This window comes from Streptomyces sp. NPDC006487 (assembly GCF_042870555.1).
Lineage (GTDB): Bacteria > Actinomycetota > Actinomycetes > Streptomycetales > Streptomycetaceae > Streptomyces.
Genome location: NZ_JBIAHN010000019.1, coordinates 46,248 through 68,323, shown reverse-complemented (window position 1 = coordinate 68,323; position 22,076 = coordinate 46,248). Strand labels below are relative to the sequence as shown.

General features: G+C 67.5%; 15 protein-coding genes, 1 tRNA gene and 2 pseudogenes. 4 read left to right on the top strand and 14 right to left on the bottom strand.

Annotation, left to right across the window (positions count from 1 at the left end):
* Positions 1–75: 75 nt before the first annotated feature.
* The 5 genes from thrC to ACFYM0_RS30540 form a co-directional block, all read right to left on the bottom strand.
* Positions 76–1,146, bottom strand: coding sequence for a threonine synthase (thrC, locus tag ACFYM0_RS30560; protein ID WP_388506927.1), 1,071 nt, complete (start codon positions 1,144–1,146; stop codon positions 76–78).
* 6 nt (positions 1,147–1,152) lie between these two features.
* A complete protein-coding gene (locus ACFYM0_RS30555) occupies positions 1,153–2,442 on the bottom strand; it encodes a homoserine dehydrogenase (protein WP_266912707.1) in 1,290 nt (429 codons plus the stop codon).
* Between the two features lie 158 nt (positions 2,443–2,600).
* Positions 2,601–3,992 (bottom strand): diaminopimelate decarboxylase, encoded by a 1,392-nt coding sequence (lysA, locus tag ACFYM0_RS30550; RefSeq protein ID WP_388506926.1) that lies wholly within the window; start codon positions 3,990–3,992, stop codon positions 2,601–2,603.
* Positions 3,993–4,083: 91 nt separating this feature from the next.
* On the bottom strand, positions 4,084–5,079 hold the full coding sequence (gene nrtL / locus ACFYM0_RS30545; RefSeq protein ID WP_388506924.1) for an ArgS-related anticodon-binding protein NrtL: 996 nt from the start codon (positions 5,077–5,079) through the stop codon (positions 4,084–4,086).
* Between the two features lie 167 nt (positions 5,080–5,246).
* Positions 5,247–5,669: a response regulator gene (locus tag ACFYM0_RS30540; protein WP_388506922.1), complete on the bottom strand. Its 423-nt coding sequence runs from the start codon at positions 5,667–5,669 to the stop codon at positions 5,247–5,249.
* Between the two features lie 154 nt (positions 5,670–5,823).
* On the opposite strand from ACFYM0_RS30540, the gene ACFYM0_RS30535 reads away from it, so the two are divergent.
* Positions 5,824–5,895: transfer RNA gene (locus ACFYM0_RS30535), tRNA-Arg, on the top strand.
* A 212-nt stretch (positions 5,896–6,107) separates the two neighbouring features.
* Here ACFYM0_RS30535 and ACFYM0_RS30530 read toward each other — a convergent pair.
* The 5 genes and pseudogenes from ACFYM0_RS30530 to ACFYM0_RS30510 form a co-directional block, all read right to left on the bottom strand.
* Positions 6,108–6,749, bottom strand: a pseudogene (locus tag ACFYM0_RS30530) (site-specific integrase); the annotation flags it as partial.
* An 83-nt stretch (positions 6,750–6,832) separates the two neighbouring features.
* The gene (locus ACFYM0_RS30525) at positions 6,833–7,399 is read right to left on the bottom strand and encodes a nuclease-related domain-containing protein (RefSeq protein ID WP_388506920.1); all 567 of its coding nucleotides are present in this window, start codon (positions 7,397–7,399) and stop codon (positions 6,833–6,835) included.
* 823 nt (positions 7,400–8,222) lie between these two features.
* Positions 8,223–9,605, bottom strand: coding sequence for an ATP-binding protein (locus tag ACFYM0_RS30520; protein WP_388506918.1), 1,383 nt, complete (start codon positions 9,603–9,605; stop codon positions 8,223–8,225).
* 771 nt (positions 9,606–10,376) lie between these two features.
* The gene (locus tag ACFYM0_RS30515) at positions 10,377–11,864 is read right to left on the bottom strand and encodes a hypothetical protein (protein ID WP_388506916.1); all 1,488 of its coding nucleotides are present in this window, start codon (positions 11,862–11,864) and stop codon (positions 10,377–10,379) included.
* Between the two features lie 645 nt (positions 11,865–12,509).
* Positions 12,510–13,364, bottom strand: a pseudogene (locus tag ACFYM0_RS30510) (tyrosine-type recombinase/integrase); the annotation flags it as partial.
* Positions 13,365–13,647: 283 nt separating this feature from the next.
* On the opposite strand from ACFYM0_RS30510, the gene ACFYM0_RS30505 reads away from it, so the two are divergent.
* Positions 13,648–14,280, top strand: coding sequence for a DUF4145 domain-containing protein (locus ACFYM0_RS30505; RefSeq protein WP_388506914.1), 633 nt, complete (start codon positions 13,648–13,650; stop codon positions 14,278–14,280).
* A gap of 416 nt (positions 14,281–14,696) precedes the next feature.
* On the opposite strand, the gene ACFYM0_RS30500 is transcribed toward ACFYM0_RS30505, so the two are convergent.
* Entirely contained in the window at positions 14,697–15,206 is a 510-nt protein-coding gene (locus ACFYM0_RS30500) for a hypothetical protein (protein WP_388506912.1), read from the bottom strand.
* Between the two features lie 396 nt (positions 15,207–15,602).
* On the opposite strand from ACFYM0_RS30500, the gene ACFYM0_RS30495 reads away from it, so the two are divergent.
* Complete coding sequence (locus ACFYM0_RS30495) at positions 15,603–16,310, top strand: DUF3223 domain-containing protein (protein WP_388506910.1); 708 nt, start codon at positions 15,603–15,605, stop codon at positions 16,308–16,310.
* Here the strand turns inward: ACFYM0_RS30495 and ACFYM0_RS30490 are convergent.
* The 3 genes from ACFYM0_RS30490 to ACFYM0_RS30480 are packed head-to-tail and all read right to left on the bottom strand — an operon-like array spanning position 16,303 to position 20,767.
* A complete protein-coding gene (locus ACFYM0_RS30490) occupies positions 16,303–17,940 on the bottom strand; it encodes a hypothetical protein (RefSeq protein ID WP_388506908.1) in 1,638 nt (545 codons plus the stop codon). The genes ACFYM0_RS30495 and ACFYM0_RS30490 overlap by 8 nt on opposite strands.
* A gap of 26 nt (positions 17,941–17,966) precedes the next feature.
* Positions 17,967–18,383: a hypothetical protein gene (locus ACFYM0_RS30485; RefSeq protein WP_388506906.1), complete on the bottom strand. Its 417-nt coding sequence runs from the start codon at positions 18,381–18,383 to the stop codon at positions 17,967–17,969.
* The gene (locus ACFYM0_RS30480) at positions 18,380–20,767 is read right to left on the bottom strand and encodes an AAA family ATPase (RefSeq protein WP_388506904.1); all 2,388 of its coding nucleotides are present in this window, start codon (positions 20,765–20,767) and stop codon (positions 18,380–18,382) included. The genes ACFYM0_RS30485 and ACFYM0_RS30480 overlap by 4 nt, the downstream gene beginning before the upstream one ends.
* A gap of 276 nt (positions 20,768–21,043) precedes the next feature.
* On the opposite strand from ACFYM0_RS30480, the gene ACFYM0_RS30475 reads away from it, so the two are divergent.
* Positions 21,044–22,027 (top strand): XdhC family protein, encoded by a 984-nt coding sequence (locus ACFYM0_RS30475; protein WP_388506902.1) that lies wholly within the window; start codon positions 21,044–21,046, stop codon positions 22,025–22,027.
* The last annotated feature ends 49 nt before the right edge of the window (positions 22,028–22,076 follow it).

The window sequence follows — 22,076 nt, the reverse complement described above, 5'->3', positions numbered from 1 at the left end:
CGGCAACTCGGTTACTGCGGTACTGCCGGGGCCGCCGGCCGACCGCCCTTCCGGGGCGGCCGGCCGGCGGCCCGGTCAGACGAGACCCAGACGGATGGCGGCGGCCTCGGCGTCGACCGGAATGGTGATCGGCTGCGGAGCACCCGCGACCGCCCAGTCGGGGTCCTTCAGGCCGTTGCCGGTGACGGTGCAGACGATCTTCTGGCCGGGGTCGACCAGACCGAGGTCGACGGCCTTGAGCAGACCAGCCACCGACGCAGCCGAGGCGGGCTCGACGAAGACGCCCTCCTGGGCGGCCAACAGGCGGTAGGCGGACAGGATCTGGCGGTCCGTCACCTCATCGATGAAGCCGCCCGACTCGTCCCGGGCCTGCAGGGCGTAGTCCCACGAGGCCGGGTTGCCGATGCGGATCGCGGTGGCGATGGTGTGCGGCTCCTTGACGACCTCGCCGCGCACGATCGGCGCCGAGCCGGAAGCCTGGAAACCCCACACGCGGGGCGTACGGGAGGACAGGCCGTCGGCCTTGTACTCCTTGAAGCCCTTCCAGTACGCGGTGATGTTGCCGGCGTTGCCGACGGGCAGCACGTGGATGTCGGGGGCGTCGCCGAGCGCGTCCACGATCTCGAAGGCCGCCGTCTTCTGGCCCTCGATGCGTACCGGGTTGACCGAATTGACCAGCGCCACCGGGTAGTTGTCGGACAGCGCGCGGGCCAGATCCAGACAGTCGTCGAAGTTGCCGTCGACCTGAAGGATCTTGGCGCCGTGGACCAGGGCCTGGCCCATCTTGCCGAGCGCGATCTTGCCGCGGGGCACGAGGACGGCGCAGACCATCCCGGCGCGCACCGCGTAGGCGGCGGCGGAGGCCGAGGTGTTGCCCGTGGAGGCGCAGATGACGGCCTTGGCGCCGTCCTCCTTGGCCTTGGTGATCGCCATGGTCATGCCGCGGTCCTTGAAGGACCCGGTGGGGTTGGCCCCCTCGACCTTGAGGTGTACCTCGCAGCCGGTGCGCTCGGAGAGCACCTGGGCGGGGACGAGGGGAGTGCCGCCCTCGCGGAGCGTCACCACCGGGGTCGTGGCCGTGACCGGCAGGCGGTCCCGGTACTCCTCGATGATGCCGCGCCACTGGTGGGTGCGATTGCTGCTCATGGGTCCTTACTCCCCTTCAACACGCATGATGCTGGCGACACCGCGGACGGTGTCCAGCTTCCGCAGCGCCTCGACGGTCCCGGAGAGGGCGGCGTCGGGCGCACGGTGAGTGACGACGACGAGGGAGGCCTCGCCGTCCTTGCCCTGCTGGCGGACCGTGTCGATGGAGACACCGTGCTCCGCGAAGGTGGTCGCCACCTGGGCGAGTACGCCCGGCTTGTCCGCCACATCGAGGCTGATGTGGTAGCGGGTGACGACATCCCCCATGGGGCTGACCGGCAGCTGGGTGTACGCCGACTCGCCCGGCCCCTTTGCCTCGGCGAGCTTGTTGCGGCAGACGGCGACGAGGTCGCCGAGGACCGCGGACGCGGTCGGCGCGCCGCCCGCGCCCGGGCCGTAGAACATGAGCCGCCCGGCGGCCTCCGCCTCGACGAACACCGCGTTGTAGGCCTCGCGGACGGAGGCGAGCGGGTGGGTCAGCGGGATCATCGCCGGGTGGACGCGGGCGGTGACGGACTCCCCGTCGGCGGCGCGCTCCAGGATGGCGAGGAGCTTGATGGTGCAGCCCATGCGCTTGGCGGACGCGAAGTCGGCGGCGCTGACCTCGGTCATGCCCTCGCGGTAGACGTCGTCGAGGCGGACCCGGGTGTGGAAGGCGATGCCGGCCAGGATCGCGGCCTTGGCGGCGGCGTCGTAGCCCTCCACGTCGGCGGTGGGGTCGGCCTCGGCGTACCCGAGGGCGGTGGCCTCGTCGAGGGCCTCCTGGTACCCGGCGCCGGTGGAGTCCATCTTGTCGAGGATGAAGTTCGTCGTGCCGTTGACGATGCCCATCACCCGGTTGATCTTGTCGCCCGCGAGGGACTCGCGCATGGGGCGGACCAGCGGGATGGCACCGGCGACGGCGGCCTCGTAATAGAGGTCCAGCCCGGCCGCCTCGGCGGCGGCGTGCAGCGCGGCGCCGTCCTGGGCGAGCAGCGCCTTGTTCGCCGAGACGACGGAGATGCCGTGCTCGAAGGCGGTGGTGATCAGGGTGCGGGCCGGCTCGATGCCGCCGATGACCTCGATCGCGACGTCGATGTCGCCGCGTTTGAGCAGCGCGGTCGCATCGGTGGTGACCAGGGCCGGGTCGATGCCCTCGCGCACCTTGGAGGGGCGGCGCACGGCCACGCCGGCGAGCTCGACGGGCGCGCCGATCCTGGCCGTCAGATCGTCGGCGTGCGTCGTCATGATGCGGGCAACTTCCGAGCCGACCACTCCACAGCCCAGCAGCGCCACCTTCAGCGGACGCGTACGCATCATTCGACCTACGCCTTTCGATCTTCACATCAGTACCTGTTGCGCGGTTTGCGCCCCAGGTGTGAACCAGTCTCACTCAATGGACAACAGTTTCCACCCTCGGTCCATTGAGTGAGACACCTATTCCGGGGTCCGTGGACTTCCCCCAGAAGAATGCGTCAGCCGACGTCGAGACGCAGGAGATCCTCCTCCGTCTCCCGGCGGACGATGACACGCGCCCGGCCGTCGCGCACGGCGACGACCGGCGGGCGGAGCACGTGGTTGTAGTTGCTCGCCATCGAACGGCAGTACGCGCCGGTGGCCGGGACCGCGAGGAGGTCCCCGGGGGCGAGGTCGGCGGGCAGGAACGCGTCCTTGACCACGATGTCGCCGCTCTCGCAGTGCTTGCCCACGACGCGCACGAGCATGGGCTCGGCGTCGGAGGTCCGGGAGACGAGGGTGACCGTGTACTCGGCGTCGTAGAGCGCCGTCCGGATGTTGTCGGACATCCCGCCGTCGACGGAGACGTACGTCCGCAGGCCCTCCAGCGGCTTGATCGTCCCGACCTCGTAGAGGGTGAATGCCGTCGGCCCCACGATCGCCCGTCCGGGTTCGACGGAGATCCGCGGGGCGCGCAGGCCGGCCGCCTCGCACTCGCGGGCGACGATCTCGTGCAGGGCCTTGGCGATCTCGTGCGGCTCGCGCGGGTCGTCGGCGGAGGTGTAGGCGATGCCCAGCCCGCCGCCGAGGTCGATCTCGGGCAGCTCCACCCCGTGCTCGTCGCGCACGGCGGCGAGGAGGCGTACGACGCGCTTGGCGGACACCTCGAAGCCGGCCATGTCGAAGATCTGCGAGCCGATGTGGGAGTGGACGCCGAGCAGCTCCAGGCTGTCGTGCCCGAGCGCGCGCCGTACGGCTTCGGCGGCCGACCCGTCGGCGACGGCGATCCCGAACTTCTGGTCCTCGTGCGCGGTGGCGATGAACTCGTGGGTGTGCGCCTCCACGCCCACGGTGACGCGGATCTGCACGGGCTGGCGCACGCCGAGCTCGCGGGCGATGTGCGCGACGCGGGCGATCTCCTGGAAGGAGTCGAGCACGATCCGGCCGACGCCGGCCTCGATGGCGCGGGTGATCTCCGCCGTGGACTTGTTGTTGCCGTGGAAGGCGATCCGCGCGGCCGGCATCTCGGCGGCGAGCGCGGTGGCCAGCTCCCCGCCGGAGCACACGTCGAGGTTGAGCCCCTCCTCCTTGAGCCACTTCACGACGGCCTTGGAGAGGAACGCCTTGCCGGCGTAGAAGACGTCGGCGTCCGGCCCGAAGGCGTGCGCCCAGGCACGGCAGCGCGCCCGGAAGTCCTCCTCGTCGAGGAAGTAGGCAGGCGTCCCGAACTCCTCGGCGAGACGGGTCACTTCGATCCCGCCGACGGTGACGACCCCGTCGCCGTTCCGGCCGACCGTGCGCGCCCAGATCTTCTCCTCGAGCGCGTTGAGGTCGGCGGCCGGCGGAGCGTAGTGGCCCTCGGGCATGACGTCGGCGTGGCGGGGCCCGGCGGGGTGTGCGGAACGGCTCATCTCGGCATTCTCTCTTCGCAAATCATCCGGAACGCAGGCGCATCACATCGGACCACAATGAGTCTCGTCGGATCACATACGGTTCGCGGCATCACAGGCAGTGGTGGTCGGGCACGTCTATGCCGAGCAGGGCCAGGCCGCCGGCCAGCACCGTCCCGGCGGCTTCGGCAAGGGCCAGCCGGGCACGGTGGGCGGCCGAGGGTTTCTCGTCCCCCTTGGGCAGGACGTGGTACTGGAAGTCGAGCAGCGCGTCCGCGATCGCGACGAGCTGCCGGACGAGCCGCTCGGGCGCACGGTGGTGCGCGGCGGCTTCGAGCACGAGGGGGTGATCGCGAAGAACCCCGAGCAGGACGTCGGCGCCGTCCACCTCCCCCGGTTCCGCACGGAACCCCAACTGCCCGGCGTTGCGGGTCAGCGCCCGCGCCCGGGAGTGGGCGTACCGCACCCGGAAGAACTCGCTGGACTCGTCCTGGACGAGCAGCGCCGCGGAAAACACGGGGGTCTCGGCGGCGGGAACACAGAGCATCGCCCAGACGGCGGCGCCGACCCCGTACTGAGCCACGACGTCCCCGTCGCGCTTGGCGACGGGGGCGACGGGAGCCACCCGGGCGACGGCACTCCCCGCCGCCACTCCCTGACCGCGACCGCCCGCAATCCGCTGCACGGCCGCGCACACGACGCGCTCACGCAGTCCGGTGCGGGGAACGCCGCCGGGCTCGGGGGTCTCGTATCCCCCGGAGGCAAGTCCGTACGACGCCCCACCGGCTCGAATGCCCCGTACCAGCTCTCCGACCGAAGTCTCGGCGAGTACGAAATTCAGGAACCCGGCGCCGGTGATCTCCACACGCTCGACCCCGGGCAGACCCGCCAGCCGCGGGGCCAGTACCTCGGCCACTCCACGGGGCGGAACTCCGGCACCCTTCGCCACCCCGAACGCGACGGGCGAGGCGTAGTCCCCCACTCCCCCGGGCCGCGTCCGTTCGACGACGACCCGCTCGGGCACGACCACACCGGCGGGCAGCTCCCCGTCCTCAACGGCGCGGCGCAGGGCGCGCACGACGGAACGGGAGAGGTCGACGGGGGTCACGTGACCAGCCTAGGGGAGAAGCCCCCACGTCACGCGAACGGTTTCGCCATGTGAACAACCGACCCGAAAAAAGCCCCGGAGAACCTGGAAGACCCGGAAGCCCCTCAGGGACCTGAAGAACCGAAAGGGCTATCCCCCTATCCCCTCCTACTCTCCCTGCGGGGTGGTCATCCCCTCCCTCTCCCTGCGGGAGCGCCCTTCCTCTCCCTCCGGTCCCGGCGCTCGATGAGGCGGCGCACGACGCGCACCAGCTCCGCGGGCTCGAAGGGCTTGGCGAGGAAGGCATCCACGCCGGCGGCGATCCCGGCCTCGACCTCGTTCTGCGTACAGGCGCTCACGATCGCAACGGGCAGATGCCGCGTCCTGGGATCGGCCCGCAACTGCGCGGCAGCCCCGAACCCGTCCAGGCGAGGCATGACCACATCAAGTGTGATCACATCGGGCAGTACGTGATGAACAACGTCCAGGCATTCGGCACCATCGTTCGCGGTCACGACCTCGAAGCCCTCCAGCTCGAGATTGACCTTGATCAGCTGCCGGATGACCTTGTTGTCGTCGACAACAAGCACCCGGCCCGAGGCGCCTGACACAACTCGAGAGTAGGTCCGCCCCGGCCCCCGCGTCCGGGTTTTTGCCACTTCCACCCCGTCCGAGCGACCCACGCCCCGATCCCCCCGAATCCGTTCCTGATCACCGCCGGGAAGCTGGTAGTGTTCAACCCGTCGCCGCAACACCAGCGACAGCGCCCCCGTAGCTCAGGGGATAGAGCAACGGCCTCCGGAGCCGTGTGCGCAGGTTCGAATCCTGCCGGGGGCACTTCGCAAGAAGTGCCCAAAGACCCCGCCATCAGCGAGTTCGCTGAGACGGGGTCTTCGCGTTTGTTCAGTCAACTGCCGTGCTGCGCAGCCGTATGACAGCCTCTGCGGCCTATTCGCGGCCTGGCTCCTATCGGAACTTCGCAGGTCAGCCGGACAACGCGAAGGCCCCCGGGATTCGCCCAGGGGCCTCGGACCGCGGCTACTCGTCTCCTACTCGTACTCGCGCAGCAGCTCCTCGATGCGGCGGTTGCCAACCTCTTGTCTGCCGTCCAGGCACTTGGCGTACCGGCCGAGCAGAACCTCCACGCTGTTGCCCGCTCGTGCCGCGACCTCGGTCGGGTCGACGCCGGCGTTGAGCCACGTGGAGAGAGCCGAGTGCCTCAGGTCGTACGGACGCCGTGCCAACGGCGAGGCGACCACGGCCGGCGGCAGGGCGAGCACCCGCGCCTCCTTCCAGGCCCGGTAGTACGTGGAGGACGACACCACTCCCCCTCCCTCGCTGAAGAACAGCCGGCCGTCTTCGGCAGTCCCGAAGGTGGCGACGTGGTCCTGGAGCGCGGCGACCAGCTGCGGCGGGATCGGCACCCGGCGGACCTCCTCGGCCGGCCGTTTTTTGAGCCCGCGGTCATCATGGCTCTCGCCGGAATCGGTCCACTGCTTGCCGACGCTGGGGCGCGACCGGTGAAGCAGCGCCTCGCCCAATCCGGAAGACGGGAGCGTGAGGTCCGGCAGAGCCAGGCCCACGGCTTCCGCCGGCCGGAAGCCCCCGAAGTACATGCCCGCGAAAAGCCCCACCAGGCGCCTGCCACGTGCTCTGCGATAGCCGCCGATGTAGGAGACCGCACAGAGCAGCAGGTCCCGCACGACGTGACCGAGGCTTACGAACGACTGTGCCGGCAGGGCTTCACGAGTCGCCTCTTGCGAGACACGACCGGTCAGGCACGGAGCCAGACGCGCCGGTGACGGGCGACGCCATACACGTGCTCCACCTGCTCGGGCGTGAGCTTCCCGGCGAGCGGCCCCAAGACCGACACCTCCCGTTCCTGATAGACGCGGACGGCATACTGCGTTGCTGCCCGGTCCAATGACGAGATGCCGACGAAGACCAGAACCGGTTCGACGGGTACGTCGAAGGCGCAGTACCGACCCAGAACCTTCCGTACGAAGTCGGCCTCGGCCTGGCTTGCCGCGGCGTAGGGACGCGGCTTTCCGCCGTTGATCTTGGCCATGGAGTCGCCGACCCACACCGAGGCGCCTCGATGATTCTTGGTGTTGATGCTGAACACGCCGCCAGGGCCGATCAGCACGTGGTCGATGTCGCCGCCGTTCCCCTTCTCGATGCCGTGGAGCACTCGCCAGCCGAGTGGGGAAAGACGCTCCAGCTCACGACCTACCCGACGCTCGCCTTCCAGGCCCGCGTACCAGCTGTCCCACTCCGAGGACTGCCGCAATAACTTCGCCGTCAGCCGCTGCACCTTCGACGGACCTCGTTCGGCGATCAACCCTACGACTCGGGAGCCGGGACGATTCCTCGCCAGGTCCTCACTGGGGCTGAGGGGTGGGAGAGACGCCGACCGTTCGGATCGGGGTTTCGGGGCTGCGTGAATGGGGGGTGTTGGCTGCCGAGGGGGAGCCGCTGAGGGACGAGGTAGGCGCGCCGGCGGAGGAGGGGCGTTGACGACAAGCCCTTCCCCAAGGTGACGCCGAAGCAGAGCCAGGGACTCGCCCTCGTACTGCCGTAACTTGATCGTCACGGCCTTGGTCGCGCGATCCGCCCAGGCAACGGCCGTTCCGTCCGGCAGATTCACATAGAGCCGATCCTTGCCATGCCGCTTCCACGAATGCACCGTCAGATCGCTCATCAGCAGCCCCCCATGCATGCCGTCCCCATACTTATGCCAGCAGCTAGCGGCCAGGTCGGCAAGACCGCGGGGGCAGAGCAAGCTGTTACAGGTTTCTCTACCTCATCAAGCACCCGGCTGCGCTCGGGGCGACGCTCCTGCCTGCGGCCCGCTCCGCCCCCGCTGCGCCGACGCCCGCCCCTGCAAGGCGGGATAGGCCCAAAGGCATGAGGCAGTCCCCTACGGGCCCACGGCGCCATCACTCACCGACATGCCTCCGGCGGGGGCCTCCGGCTCCGGGATGGCGGGGGCGCCGCTGGCGTGTGCCGGCCCGTGGGGGTTGAGGCGGGGAACTCCCATCCCATCCGCCATCGACCCAGGACAAGCCGAGCAGACACGGCACCGGGCGGGGAGTTGGGGTAGGTGGTGGTCGACGATAGCGGGCCGCCAGACTCTGACGGCCCTGCCAAGGTGCCCCCACTTCCTAGGCCGAATCGCTGCGTTTCTGCTTCAACTGGTACGCGTACCCACGACCAGCTGTTCCAGGCTTATGCTCGATTTCGCCCGCCTCGATCAAACTCTCGAAGATCTTCTTCATTTTGCTTTCGCTTCCGATGCCGGTCATTTTGCGGGCCTGTTCATTTCTGATTGACTCGCTGCCGTTTAGATATTCAACGACCTGCTGGGCGGGGGAAGCTAGACTCTCATGCCGAACGACTACAAGGACCGAGTTTTCGCCTTCTTCGATGATGGGAGACCGAAGGTTCAGTTTCTTCATCGATTCGAAGGCGGTGTTGAGGCCTTCGCCGACATCTTTGTTTGGAGGATTCGGGAAGCGGTTTAGATGGCGAACCAGGTAGGGATTCCTACTGAGGCGCTCGTCGAGGATGTTGCTGGTTGTGATGTGGCCAGGCAGTCGCCCAGGGCTCTGGATCTCGATTCGATTCTCAAAGATTCGAATGTGAATGTCGTCCGTTACTGAGTAGTCTCGATGCAGGACAGCATTTGTGATGATCTCATGCAAGGCTTCGTGCGGGTACTTGACGCTTCGAAGGCCATCCTCGTCAAGATAGGCTGCCGCAGCCACGATCTCGACGGTCTTGTCGACGGCGTCATAGATCTGCTTGTAGAGGGCTCCCTCGACGGTGACCGGGTCTTCAACCAGCCTGTCCCGTGACTGTTCCTCGCTGCTGTACCTGTAAATCTTGATGCCGCATCGCTTCGGGAGGCACGCCTGGGGTTCATCGGCGAAGAGAAGAGCAGCAGCTACGACCGGTTTCCCTGATACCAGGAGATGCTGCTTCCTGAGGTAAGTCTCAGGCTCTGCGACAGGGACAGCGCTAAGCAGGTACTCGATAATTGCTTCCGAGTTCGTTACGACGTCTACATCGATTGGCAGAGTCTCTGATTCGAAAGATTCGAGGCCTTTTTGTCTACGTAGAGCGGTAAGTGCTTCCTCGGAGGTTACGGGGGTGTTCTGAGCGCTAAGGCGCTTGTATATTTTTCCGTCGGCTGTCTTTCGGATGGCGCGAGATTTTCTCGCATTGATGTGCAGAACGTATCCCGGCAGCTGGTCCGCAAGGAGAAACTCTGCATCAAGGTCCGTCCCGAAAGGGGAGACGTCCTCAAGCGCATGGATTAGCTGATTTGCTTCTTCGGGATCGCTGAAACCATCCCATTGGAAGCTTGATGATCGCTCGCCTACGCCAACGTAGAGATCTCCGCCATCTGCGTTGCAGAAAGCAGATACAGCGCGGGCCACTTTTGCTGGCGCGATTCTCTTGTCCTTGAAGTCGAGGAAATGTCCCTCTTGCCGCTCAAGGAGCGTAGCTGCCTGATCTGCCGAGATAATTACTGTCTCGAACAATTCCCCCCCTGGGTTATTCGTTCAGGGTTTTCGGGCGCCGTGGGTACCCGTGCGCGACTGATTGGACGCTGCACGCCCCACTCTAGCGTCGCGGGTTGGTTTCACCGGGCCTCTAGATGGGGGTTACTTGCCGGCGATGCGGCGGGATTAGACGCCTGCACCGTCTCCCGTGCCAGCCCTGCTGGTGGGGAGCGCTGCCGTCGCAGTCGGGCGATGATGCCTCACCGTCGTAGTCGCCGGTGAGTGACGCAGCAGGAACATCGGTACACAGCCGAGTACCGCAACCCCACTGACAGGCTTCGCTGGTTAGCGTCTTCCTCAGGCCCCGTGGCGGCCGGGATGACCGTCGATGACCTCTCTGGCTACAGCTACGAATCAGAAGGTCGCAGGTTCGAATCCTGCCGAGTGCAGAGCCACCCGAAGACCCCGGACAAGAGCCTGAAACCTTCAAATCGCATGTGCTGGCCGCGTCAAGGATCACGACACCGAGCGCGACGTTTGGGACCCTACTTCGAGGGGGTTCGGGGCGTGGGGCCGCCTCCCTGCTGATCGTCGTCATGCTGACGGGCCGTGCGATTAAGCCGATACCGCCGGCGGCGGCGCCCTCGCCTGGGCGAGGGGAACGTTGGCGAACAGCTGGAGCAAACAGTGGAGCGCCAGCCCCGAACGTTGCCGCCACCGAGCTCTGCGGTGGCTACGTGGGCTGAAAATGCTCGGCCCCAAACCGGGCATGATGCCGGCCAACCCGCTCCAACGACCTGTGTTTCAACGCTAGTGCACCAGCGCCTTGAACTTTGCATAAAGAAGGGGATAGCCCTCAACTCGCGGCCGTACCTCTGGCTCAACCGGAGGAGGGTCAGCGGGAACCCAGTTAGCGGCCGCGGTTGCATCCTCCACGAGCACGCGCAGATCGTCATCGTCCAGGGCGATCACGTGACCTCGGTAGTCAAGAGCAGTATCCCGACAGCGCTTGAGGAAGCGATCCTTGTCGAGGAAGGATCGGCAGGTAAGAATTCCAACTTGGCCGCGAAGAGGTGAGAATCGAGAAGACAGCTGATCAATCTCAGGATTACCCACCTCCTTCCCGTAATTTTTACACTCGACCTTAATGTAGGTGGAATTGATTTTACTGCGCCTCAAGAAAGAAAAGAATCCGCCGCTCGCCACATTCGTGTAGGAGATGTCGATCCGCTTGCGTCCCTCGTGGATCTCATCCTCAATCTCGGGCATCGCAAGAGAGGGATAGAAAAGCGAGGTGAAGAGCGCCTCAATTCGCCGATGATAGTCGTTAGCGTGCTCCTGGCCGACAGGAGTATCCACCACATCAGAGAGGAGCTTAGAGTAATTTGGCAGCGGAGTAGCGGCAGCCTCACTGAGCTCCTCGTGTGAAATGGGAGCGGGCGCTACAGCCTTCTTCAGCTGCCTGTAGTTAGCGTAGATATCGGGACGCAGCAACGATTCGCGCGTCACGTCGCCCTTAGTTGTGCCGTAACGACTTCCGATGTCCTTCTTGGCAACCCTCTTACTACCATCTTTGAGGGTACGCACGAGGTTACTGCTCGGGTCATCCAACTCTTCCGCCTGGAGCGCTGGAGCCAGGTGATTCAAGTAATACTCTGCCCGAGACAGGTACATGTCCCGGCGAACAATCACTTTGGGAACAAGGAGCAGCTTTCGGCCGCCTGCAATTGGCAGGCGCGCATTGCCATGTTCCCATTCAAGCGAATGGGGGTTCCATACTGCACCGCTGGCCACACCTTCTTCTAGGTCGACCCCAAAGACAGACGCCATCTGTTGCGTATACACAATCAATGGTCCGCGAATAATATTGGTCGTGATATCAGAAATGATATCTTTCCCGACTCCGGAAACGAAGAAGGCAGTATCTTCGAGGTCCTCGATCAGGCCCGTGCGGGCAGCCTGACTCGCGCCCAGTTTTTCGGCAAGGGCGGCACCCATCTGCTGACCAAAACCGCGGCCAGCACTCCGCCCGGCCGAGAACCCCAAGTGGGTCTCATTGGGTTCCCCCAGATGACCCAGCAGATTGCGTGTACGGGGCTTATCGCCCAACTTGATAGAGTCAAGGAGACTGTCAAAGAAAGTCGTGAGCATGATCAGGCATTCCTTCCCCCAGTCATCCGGGAGATGCCTAATCATTCCAGGGTCGATGTAAACAGGAACATCATCGGTGATGTCTACATCAACAAAATCCAACGACCCTTGCGTACGGTCAATGCCGTAGAACTCCGAAACTCGCACGAATCCCCACCCGTGTGCTTTCGATCAGCGACCGGCTTGCTATGACACCCGACGTACCCCTTCTCGGGATGCTCGCAAACTACCGCAGCTCACCATGTCACACACCACATTCGCCCGAAGAAGGTTCCGCTTGGATGCCTCATCCACCTGTCCGGAATACTGGCCTCTTCACAGGTTGACCTAACCTGGCGACGGTGTTCGTCTCCGTAGCGGACCAGGGCGCCCACACGGGTGAGTTGAGCGATCCCGTTCCGGCGTTCGTGGCAGCACCACAACCACCTAGCGGTCGCGAAGTAGCCGGGTCGCGTCCTATTTGCGGACAACCCAGGCCCGCGAGCTGACTAAGACCTCATCTGACCTGCAGAAACCTCTGAGACGCACGGGGCCTCCGGAGCCGTGTGCGCAGGTTCGAATCCTGCCGGGGGCACTTCGCAAGAAGTGCCCAAAGACCCCGCCATCAGCCCTAATGCTGAGAACGGGGTCTTCGCGTATGCGCAGCCAACTGCGGCCCTGTGCACCGCATGTCAGACCCTGTGGACTATTCGTGGACAGGATCTTGGTCCATCGGCGCAGGTCAGCGGTAGAAGCGCAGAAGGCCCCCGGACAGGTCCAGGGGCCTCGCGGCGTATCGCCAGTCACTCGTGATCACTCGTACTCGCTGAGCAGATCTTCAATCCTCCGGTTGGCCACCTCCTGCCGACCGTCCAGGCACTTCGCGTACCGACTGAGCAGCACCTCCACTCTGTTGCCCGCCCGCTCGGCGACCTCGGTGGGGTCCACGCCGGCGTTGAGCCACGTGGAGAGCGCCGAATGCCTCAGGTCATAGGGCCGGTGGGCCAGCGGCGAGGCGGCGGCGGCCGGCGGTAGGGCCAGCACACGGGCTTCCTGCCACGCCCGGTAGTAGGTCGAGGAGGAGACCACTCCCCCGCCCTCGCTGAAGAAGAGCCGCCCGTCTGTGACAGTCCCGAAGGTGTCGAGGTGCTCGCGCAGGATGACCACGAGCTGCGGTGGAATCGGAACCCGTCGTACGTCTTCCGTGGGCCGGTTCTTCAGCCCGCGGTCGTCATGGCTCTCGCCGGAGTCGGTCCACTGCTTGCCGACGCTCGGCCCGGTCCGGTGAAGGAGTGCCGTTCCCCAGCCGGAGCCCGGAAGGGTCAGGTCTGCCTCAGCCAGCCCCACGACCTCAGCCGGCCGGAAGCCCCCGAAGTACATCCCGGCGAAGAGCCCCACCAGCCGCCGCCCACGAGCCCGGCCGTACCCGCCGACGTACGAGACGGCGTGGAGGAGTGATCGGGCTTGCTCAGGGTTGGCCACTACTCGCGGGTCGACCTCGTTCGACACCTTGGGCTTCTGCCAGCGGACCGTCGCGAGCGGGTTCTCCCGGAATTCCCCGAGATCCACCGCGTAGTGCAGGGCATTGACCAGTGTGCGCCGCTTCCGCCGTACGGTCTCGGCAGCAGCCGAAGTCCCATCCAATTTGATCTTCAATGAATCAAGCACCCGGCTGCGCTCCGCTCCGCCCCCGCTGTGCCGACGCCCGCCCCTGCAAGGCGGGATAGGCCCAAAGGCATGAGGCAGTCCCCTGCGGGCCCGCGGCGCCATCACTCACCGACATGCCTCCGGCGGGGGCCTCCGGCTCCGGGATGGCGGGGGCGCCATTGGCGTGTGCCGGCCCGAGGAGGGTTGAGTTGGGGTGAGTCTTGGGTGCAGGGATCGAAGCCTCACCGAACGAACTGGGTCGATCCTCGAACAGGATCTAGCGGCAAGGCCTACCCTCTAGAACATGCCTTGGCATGAGAAGCACAGCTTTCGGGACTGCCCATGGTGCGGTCTAACAAACACAAAGCTGACTGTCAGCACGTTCAATACTCAGTTCGAGGACAAAGACGGCAACCCTCGAAACTGGGCCACTCTGGGATGCCCTAGCTGTGGGGGTGCCGTTCTCATTGAGCACAGCGGTCCGCATGACCCGGGTCTATCTGCCTTCACAGTCGTACCGACCGGCATTGACGATGCCGTCACCGTTCGCCATCTGCCAGAGGACGTCGAGCGGTACTACACCGATGCACTCCGAGTCCTGCGAGTGGGCGTTCCTGATGCGGCCGCTGTTCAGCTAAGGCGGACGCTAGAAGCCGCAGCAGCTCACTTCGAGATTCGGGAACGAGTGCTCATGAAGAGCATCGAGAAGTTGATTGCGGACGGGCATGTAACACAGAGCTTTGCGCCTGTGCTGCATCACATTCGGGTCGTGGGCAATGTAGGGGCCCACGCCAGCGATGAGCGAGTCGACCACGACACTGCGCAGGGCGCCCTCCGATTCACCACACAGTTGCTACGCAACCTCTTCGAAGTTCCCGGAGAATTGCGGGCACTGACCGCCATCGTGCCGCAGCAGCAGAGTGAGACAGCCACATAGGCGCCGATTCACGAATCGTGGCGTAGAAATCAGCCGAACGTGCCAGGTAGGGCGGGGAACCACGGAGAATGGCGGGCGCGGGGAAGATCCGGAAAGCTCGGAGCGGCGCCCGTTTCCGCAGGTCATGACGGCTTGCTGACGTCGAAGATCGGTGATTCCCAAGCTCAGGGCCTCAAGCGAAGGGTGTCATCCCTGCTCTTTCCAACATCCGCCCCCTCCGGGGAGATCATGCCAGCCACGGGTGCGGGACTGTCAGGCAGTTTCGGGGCGCACGGAGGCGACCATGCGGAGCGACTGCATTGAGCACGCGGTACAGCAGCGCCGTACCGCAACTACAGCGACTACCACCGTCCCATAGCGTCCTCAAAGGGCCCGGAGGCTGCCTGTATGACCGCCGCTAACCGTTCTGGCTAGAGCTACGGATCAGAAGGCTCCCGAACTGGTCGCCAGCTGGGCGGCCAGGGCGCTTCCTGCAGGCCCGTCATCTCAGCGACCTGCAGGCTCCTTCTTGCATGCTGATAGAAATCGGCCCGCGCAGCCCTGTAGTCGCTGAAGGCATTGGCCCAAGTAGCGATGTCCCCCGGCTTTCTCCCGCGAGCCAACCACTCAAGGTGCCAGAGGCTGCGGTTGAGTGCTCGTATCGCTTCAGCCGTGCGAGCATCGACCAGCAGGCTCAGGGGTTCCACCATGGCTGATCGTCGGCGCTCAGCGGTTGCTGCTTGCTCCAATACGTCATTGGTCGATTCGAGGGGCGCCGGATGGTCTGTCAGGTTGCGGCCAGCGGCCAGTCGCAGGTAGTAGCTGGAGCATTCCTTCACTGCGTGCCCGTAGTCGCTGTATGCCTGAAGCAGGCGCTCGTCCCAACGCGTGGCCTGCTGCCGGCGCCACCGACTCCTCTCAGTCAGTGCTCCGGCGGCGTAGGACACGACGCCACCCACAACCACCCCGATAAGTGCGGGTAGTTGGTCCGCGAGTCCACTCACTTATCCCCCCAGTCCTCAGCCCCTCAGCCCCTCAGCCCCTCATACCCATTCCCAACCTGCCAACCTTCATGGAGACGGATCCGATCTTCGTCGGGCCGACTACGGTCTGATCCCTCATGGCGAGCGACAGCTTTGCGTGTCCAAGCACGTGACAACGCCGATGGACAGCGGCGGACATGCTGGGACGCCTGTGGACCGTCGCACCAGGTGGGACCCCCGGTCGAGCACCCGCCCAGGTTTCTTCGGGGCGAAGAGGTCACGGCTTCGCCCTGATGCTGCGATGCCAACCGGTCGCGGCCCGAGCAGTCACCCTGAAAGAGGGGGAGAGTGGCGGGAATCATGCGCCACCTGATCACTCGCCACCCGGACTACGAGGAGAAGGCGGGGGTGGGGGTCGGCGGGTTCGTGGTGGTGCGGACTGAGTGGAACAACCGCGGGCTGATGCTCGTGCGGATCGATGGCTCGGAGATCGACATCTCCTGGCTGGAGTGCCGCAAGGCGACGCCTCACGCGCAGCAAGTGCGAGGGTGCCTGCGGCGCGCGGTCAAGGAGCAGGTCATCGAGCACATCGCAAAGGCGTTCACGCATGGGCCAGTGGTGTGCGAAGTGACAGGGGACAGTATCTCCTCGCCCCGCGAGGCAGACGCGGACCACGGCAAGCCCGTGTTTCAGGAACTCGCTGAGAGCTTCATCCGGGACCACGGCGGTTTGGAGGCGTTCGCTATTGCCCCGGATAATGCAGCCGGCTTCTCAGTTGCTGAGCTGGAAAACGCGGCGCTTGTCCGGGACTGGCAGGAGCACCACCGGAAACACGCCAGGCTGCGGGTCGTCACCCGCACGTCGATCGGGGCTGAGGACGGCGCCCCGGACGTGCGGTCCATTCGTCGCAGGAAGTGCCCAAAGACCCCGCCATCAGCGAGTTCGCCGAGAGCGGGGTCTTCGCGTATGCGCAGCCGACTGCGGCCCTGCGCACCCGTATGTCAGACCCTCCGGGTTGGCCACCTCCTGTCGACCGTCGGTCGGCTCGGTGGGGTGGGGTTCAGGTGAGGGTGTTCGTGAGGTGTGGGCCCATGTAGCCGATGAAGATTCCGTGGGTGGCGCAGGCGCCGTCGTAGTAGTGGAGGCGCGGGGCGATCGTGTTGCCGCCGCCGATCCTGACGTGCGCGCCCATGAAGAGCTTGCGGGTGGGGTCGATGTGCTCCGGTACGGGGAAGGTGCGTTCCTTGCGCCAGTCGGCTTTGGTTTTTACCGATTTCGACTCGTCGCGGATGATTTTGCGCGGGGAGATGGAGTGCTTGCCCTCCGGTACGTCCTCGCACCACTGCTTGAAGTCGCGGGTGGCCTCACCGCCGGCGGCGGCGTCGGCGTAGTCCTGGAGGGCCAACAGGGCGTCCCAGGCCATGCGGCCCCAGGAGGAGCCGTACGCCTGGTCGTCGAGTTCCAGGGTGACCTTGCGGGAGCCGGTGAAGTGGACGCGGGGCATCCCGGCGATCCGGTCGAGGATCTCCGCGAAGGAGGCGGGGCCCGGGGGGCCGGGTGCGACCGGGGTGTACGCGGCCTCGGCGGCGTTGAGGATCAGGAGCTGTTTCTGGAGCGCCCGCACCTGGGCCTTGGCTCCGTGGAGTTCCCGGTACTGCTCGTCGTACTCGACGACCAGCATCGACTCGCCCTGTTGGGCCTCGTGCAGTTCCCGTTTCAGGCCGCGGATCTCGTCCGCCCGGACCCTCTGCTCTCGTCCCGCCTCCTCCAGGATCTCGAAGAGGGCGTGGTTCTCGTCCCTCAGGCGCTCCAGCTCGGACGTCCCGACGCCTTCCTTGGTGCGGGCCCGGAGCACGGGTACGGAGTCGAGCTCCGGGGGCAACGGGGCCTGGATCGCCAGGCGCTGCGGCAGCTGGGCGAGGAGGCCCCGGGCCCGCTGCGGGCTTTCGGTGATGGTCCGGCGGGACAGCACGCGGTGCCGCTGGCCGTCGCCCGCCCAGGCCGGGTCCACTCCCGGCAGGTACGTACGGATCCCGCCCGCGAAGACCTGGTGGTATTCCAGGGCCCGGTTGAAGCAGAGCTCTGCCTCGGGTGTGAGGACGTAGAGGATGGCCAGGCCGGCCAGTGGGCGGACCAGCGGGTCCACGGTGCGTTCCAGCCAGGCGTCGAAGTCCACGCCGTGGGGCGTACTGGCCACGACCACGGGCAGGCGCCGCTTCTCGTCGCAGAGCTCGTCTATGACGGAGTGGACGTCGTCGGCCTCGATGACCTGGGGCATCCGCGTCACGTCGGCGAGCCCGTCGCGCGCTCGGAGCACGTCGAGCAAACTCCCGGCGAGCCGGGGCGTCTTGGCAGGGATGGGAAAGACGTCGGGGTCATCGGGCAAGTGCTCGACATCCAGCTGGACCCAGGTCGGTCCGGCTCCGGTCTGCCGGATCACTACGGTGGTCTGCCAGGTGCCGTCCGGGGTCGTCTCCCGCAGCCGCCAGCGGCCGTACGCTCCTGAAGTCCCGGTGGCGGAGTCGTGGTCGAGGGTCACGCCCCGGGCTATCTCGTTGCGTCCTTCGGCGAACGCATCGATGTCGTAGGTCTTCGGAGGTTCCTTCAGCCAGCTGCGGAGCCGGTCGTCGACCAGGGCTCCGGTGCCGACGTAGTCGAGTCCGCTGGTGACGACCATGCGGTAGCGACGGGTGTCCACGCGGTGTGGTTCCTTTCGTGGCGCGGTCAGGGCCGGACGGCGGCCGTTTCCGAGGGCATGGCCCGCAGGAGCTCCGTGACGTCCGCGTGCCAGGCCCTGACCTCGGCCGGCGTGGGCGGGAGCTCGTAGGTGTGGTGGTGACAGGCCGCGCTGAGGGCCGACCAGAGGACGTACCACCGGCGCGCCACCGAAGGGCTCGCGTACCACTCCAGGCACAGCGCTTTGGTGCGGCCCCGGCTGTGGACCATGCCGGGGCTGGTGCTCCGCCAGAAGTCGTCCATGGCCTCGTCCAGCGCCAGCCGCAGCAGGGCGGCCGCGGCGCGGGCGCGCAGGCCGGGCGTAAGGGCGGGCGGGGTTCCGGGCGGGGTTCCGGGCGGGGTTCCGGGCGGTGGCGTGAGGAGCCGGCCGGCGGCGGCGACGAGGTCGCGGACGGGCTGGGTCACCGGAGCTGCACCGCCCTGGCGAGCCGCTCGGTTTCCCGGACCAGGTCTCCGTCGGCGCCGGGCCGGGCGGGGGCCTGGTGGGCGCCCGCGTTGCACCGCTCGATCAGGGTGCGTGCCCAGGGCCCGTGGTCCTGGGCCACCGCGGCGAGCACCTCGGCCGGCGCCATCGCGCTGTCGTAGAAGGCGAGTGCGGCCAGCTCGGTGAGCTCGTGCGTCCTGCTGATCCGGGCCTCGACTTCGTCGTGGCCGTGACCGTCGCCGCGCAGTCGGCGCCGGGCCGGTTCCAGGTAGGCCGCTTCCAGTGCTCCTCGGCACATCTGGGGCAGCACTCGATCAGCGACCTCCTGCGGCACGTTGCGGTCGGCGGCCACGGCCCGGGCTTCGCCCAGCGCGAGCGAGACCGGGTCGTCGGTCCGGGTGACCCGTACGACGGAGTCCGTCCGGCGGGAGACCTGCATGATCGTCGCGGGGACGCGGAGCTGACGGATGGCCTGCTGGAGGCGGGTGTCGTGCGTGAAGACCACCACTTGACGGGTCCGGGAGCAGAGTTGGAGGACGCGGGCGAGCCCTTCGACCTTCTCCGGGTCCATGGACTGCACCGGGTCGTCGATCACCAGGAAGCCGAAGGGGCTGCCGGGATGTGTGGCACGCGGCAGGAACAGCGAGAGGGCGAGCGAATGGAGCTCGCCCTGGCTCATCACGCCGAAGGCCGGCGCGTCGATGGTGTCGACGGAGGCGTCGAGCACCACCTTCCGCTGGTTGGCGGTGCCCGCGAGGCTGATCGAGCCCAGCGCGACGCTGCTGCGTTCGCACAGGAGGTTCCAGATGGTCTGCGACTGCTCGGCGAAGGGCCGGAGGCGTTCCTCGCGCAGTTCGCCGGTGACCTTCTTCAGCCACGCGCGGCCGTCCTTGATCTGCTTGATCAGCGGCCGGGCCGCCTCCGCGGCCTCGGCGTCGCGCAGGCACTCGGCGAGGCGCAGGGCAAGGGGCTGCCATCGGCCGTCCTGCTCCGCGATCCGGTGCGCGGCCTCCTCGCCCGACTGGCGGCAGGCGTCCGCCAGGGTGGCCGCCACGCGCTCGACCCGGTCCGCGAGTTCGCGCGGGTCCGCGGCGTCCCGGCAGGCCGCCCATTCCGACCAGAGGAGGGCGAGCGGCAAGTCGGCACCCTGCAGCCAGCCCGGAACAGGCTGTACGAGGTCACGCGCGGCCCGCACCGCGGCCGCCAGGGCCTCTCGCGCGCTCTGAGCCGTGGCCGCTTCCCGCTGGAGCCGTTCGACCTGTTCCCGGGCCCCCACGGCCCAGACCTCGTCGAGGCGGCTCCCGGCACCGCATACGGGACAGTCCTCGGACCGCGGATGGCGGCGCCGGTGGTCCAGCGCGCGCTCCAGCAGTCCGATCAGCTGCCTGGCGTCCTCGGCGGCGCCGAACCGCGCGCCCTCGGCAGCCGCGGCGGCCTCCCGCAACCGGGCGACCGCGCCCGTCACTTCACGCGGGTCGGGGCCTTCCAGACCCGCGAGACGGTGCAGGCGGGCCAACTCGGTGCCGTCCGTGGCGACTTGGCCCTTGAGAAGGGCGCGTAGCCGGTCGAGGTCCGGAGTGCGCCCGCCGAGCGCCGCGACGGCCTCGGCGGCCCGCGGGTCGTCCGACTCGGCCAGCTCGGCGGTCACGGCGCGGATCAGGTCACCGGCTCGGGTGACCGTGTCGGTGAGGACCTTGGCACGGGCGCGGGCTTCGTTGTCGGCGTCGCCGAGCAGGTCCAGTCCGAGGATCTGCGCGAGCGCGTCGTGCAGGGCGCTCATCCGCCCGTTGATCATCGCACCGAGCTCGCTGTACGAGAGGAACGGCCGGTAGAGCGACAGGTCCTCGGCGTCGATGACCTCGCGAGGGTCCTGTTCGGGCATTCCGGGCCGGTGCGCGACCGTCCGGGAGTCCTCAAGCCCGTCCCCGTGCCAGCTCCTGCGCACGGTCAGCGGAAGGCTCTCGCCGTCCGGGCAGAGCTCGACCGAGACCTGCGGGGCAGAGGGGTCGTGGAGGTTGCGCCAGCCCTGCTTCCAGACCTGAGTGCGGTCCTGCCACCGGAAGTTGTCCCCCGTCAGCACCATCTCGGCGGCCTCGGCGAAGCTCGACTTCCCCGAGCCGTTCCGGCCGGCGACCACGGCGAGGCCGGGGCCCGGTGTCAGTTCCAGCGCCGCGGCCGGTCCGATGCCGCGCCAGCCGGCCGCGGAGATCGACCGCAGGTACACGGGCCCGGACAGGCCGGCGCTCCTCGCCCGCACTTCGGGCAGCAACTCGGCCACGAGGTCCCGCGTCGCGGGTGTCAGCGCGGAACTGGCGAGGCGGCCCAGAACCAGGTCGCGCAGGGTGGGTAAGGGCCGGTCGCTCACTACGACTCCTTGCGGTGGCACGGGGTGCTGATCCCGCCCATGCTGCCGGAAACCTCCGCCGCTGGAAGGCGGAACCGGAGAGCGCGGTCCGAAGCCCCGCCGGTCTTGGTGGCCGTGCGGTTCCGGTGGTCCGTACGAAGGACGTGGGGGTGGGTCTGTGGGTTTTGGGGGGTGGGGGGCCGGGGTGTGCGTGCGTAGGTTGGAAGGGAGGCCACTTCGGGTTGCGGGTCTGGGGCTTTGTGGCGTGCTCTGACGGTGAGGATGGGGCGGCGCGGTATGCGTGACTTGGTGGAGACGGCGCGGCAGTGGGTGGCCGAGGGGCGGGTCGGGTTTCTGGCACGGCCCGTGACCGAGCAGGGGTTCGGGCCCCGGGACCCGGCCGGAGCCGTACTCGTGGATGCGCGCGGGGAGTGCGTCGGGGCCCTGTACCGGGGGGTGTTCGACGCCGAACTGGTGGCGGAGGCCGCCTCCATGGGGGCCGGGGAGACCGCGCGGGTGTGCGAGGTTTCGGTGGGCGGCGGCGAGGCCGTCGAGGCGAAGCTGACGTGCGGCGGGCAGGCCGAGCTGCTGTTGCAGCCGCTCGCCGCGATTCCCGGTGAGTGGTGGGAGCTGCTCGGGCAGGGGGTCGGCGTCGCGCTCGTGACCCAGCTGAACGAGCGGGCGGACCAGGCCGTCAGCGTCGTGGTGCGGGGCGCCGATCAGCCGTCCGGTGACGCCGAGCGGCGGGCCGGGGAGCTGCTGAGGACGAGGCGGCCCGGCCGGGACGCGCTGTACGCGGGGTCCGGGCTGGTGCTCGTGGAGGCGTACCCGTCGGCTCCGTACGTGGTGATCGGCGGGGCCGGTGAGCTGGCCGAGGTCATCGAGGCCCAGGCCCGGCTGCTGGGGTGGGAGGTCAGCGTCGTCACCGCCGTCGGCGAGGCCGAGAAGCTGCTCGAGGCCCGGCGGGACGCCGCCTGTCTGGCGATGCTGAGCCATGATCCGGACTTCGACGTGCCGACGCTGCGGACCGCGCTCGCGCTCGGGGTGCCGTACGTCGGGGCGCTCGGCTCCCGCAAGACCACCGCGCGGCGGCGCGAAGGGCTGCTCGCGGCCGGGGTCAGCGAGGAGCGGCTGCGGACGGTGCACGGGCCGATCGGACTGGACCTGGGCGGGCAGACTCCGGCGGAGACAGCGCTGGCCATCTGCGCGGAGATCCTGGCGGTGCTCGGGGGGCGCGAGGTGCGTGGGGTGCGGGACGCGGACGGCCCGCTCCGGGGGTGAACGGGCCCCCGGGCAAGGCCCCCGAGGCCGGCCGTGGGGCCTGCCCCGG